This window comes from Vibrio sp. Vb1554, assembly GCF_033344235.1.
The window spans coordinates 1-1,478 of the sequence record NZ_JAWPOJ010000170.1 but is presented as its reverse complement, the minus strand read 5'-3'; the positions used below and the strand labels follow the sequence as shown (position 1 = coordinate 1,478).

Annotated in this window: 2 protein-coding genes; one reads left to right on the top strand and one right to left on the bottom strand. The window is 44.3% G+C overall.

Annotated features, from left to right (window positions below; translation table 11 throughout):
* Window positions 1–149: 149 nt before the first annotated feature.
* Window positions 150–941, bottom strand: coding sequence for a PhzF family phenazine biosynthesis protein (locus R8N28_RS24660; RefSeq protein WP_318183598.1), 792 nt, complete (start codon window positions 939–941; stop codon window positions 150–152).
* Window positions 942–1,129: 188 nt separating this feature from the next.
* Between R8N28_RS24660 and R8N28_RS24655 the strand changes: the two genes are divergently transcribed.
* A partial coding sequence (locus R8N28_RS24655; protein ID WP_318183597.1) for a YbhB/YbcL family Raf kinase inhibitor-like protein occupies window positions 1,130–1,478 on the top strand: 349 nt, incomplete at its 3' end.

The following is a 1,478-nucleotide window of genomic DNA, read 5'->3' as shown; positions in this document are numbered from 1 at the left end:
ACGGGTTATGACTGTGAGATAGGCTCTCCAGTGTGTATTGTCGAACAACCTTTGTAACGATTAACGCTGAAACAACAGGAAATAGAAAAGCCTAGCGGGCAGCTAGGCTTTCAGGATAAAAACAGTTAACGCCAATTTTCAACGTACAGTTAGACGTAAATTTTGCCTTTCATATACAACACACCATCACCAGATACTTTGACGCAATCCTCTTTGACTTCGCAGTACAGAACGCCACCACGCGCTGATGCTTGATACGCCACTAAAGATGCTTTGCCGAGCTCTTGCGCCCAATATGGTGCTAAGCCTGCGTGGACTGATCCTGTGACAGGGTCTTCATCTCCGCCGTTCGCTGGCCAAAAGTAGCGAGATACAAAGTCGTATTGACTGCCTTTTGATGTGACGACGACATCGTAAGGGGCGAGTTGTTTCAGTTGGTCGGATCGATATTGAACATCGAAAACGGTTTGCTCATCTTCCACGATGACGAAGTAAGCTTGTGGGCTAAGCAGTACGTGTGTTACTTCGCAGTTTAATCCCTCAATCAATTGCGTAGGAATGGCGTTGACGGGGTGTGGCGCTCTTGTCGGAAATGTCATTTCAATCTTGCCAAGTGCGTTCTTAATTACGGTTAAGGTGCCCACTTTTAATGTGTGAAACTCAATACTTCCTGTAACGCCGAGTTGATCGAACAACACCATGGAAGCGGCGAGCGTTGCGTGTCCACAAAAGTCGATTTCTGTAAGTGGTGAAAACCAGCGTATTTCATATTGATTCGTCCCAATCGTTTTAACAAACGCGGTTTCAGAGAGGTTGTTTTCCGCTGCAATGTTTTGCATCAGCTCTGGTTCTAACCACTCTTGCAAGGGTACGACTGCGGCTGAGTTGCCTTTAAATTGCGTGTCTGTAAATGCGTCAACGACGTAGATATCCAGTTCCATTTTGTCTTCCTTGTTTTCTGAGCAATTAGTTAGCATAAACCAGATGCAACTCAGAGAATAAGAAATTTATGCCTGAATCTTAAAGTGTCAAAATAGACGATGATTTTATATTTTGTGATACTTATTGATATGTCTTGGCTTGGTTTGATGAATAGACTTGAATTGAACTCATTGAAAGGAATAAACACATGAAAGCGATTCACAATTCTGTTTTGGCCCTTAGCGTTTTGGTTATCGGCTCTGCCCATGCTTTTGAACTAACGAGCAAAGATATTCAAGAAGGTCATCCAATGGCGAAGACATTTGAATATTCAGGTTGGGGATGTGATGGTGCGAACCAGTCTCCACAACTGATGTGGAAAGACGTTCCAAAGGGTACGAAAAGTTTTGCGATTACCGCGTACGATCCTGATGCACCAACAGGCAGTGGTTTTTGGCATTGGATAGCGTTTGATAGTCCAGCCTCAGTTAACGAATTGCCTCGTGGCGTTGATATCAGCAAGCTCGGCGGTAAGGAGTCTCGTATCGATTACGGTA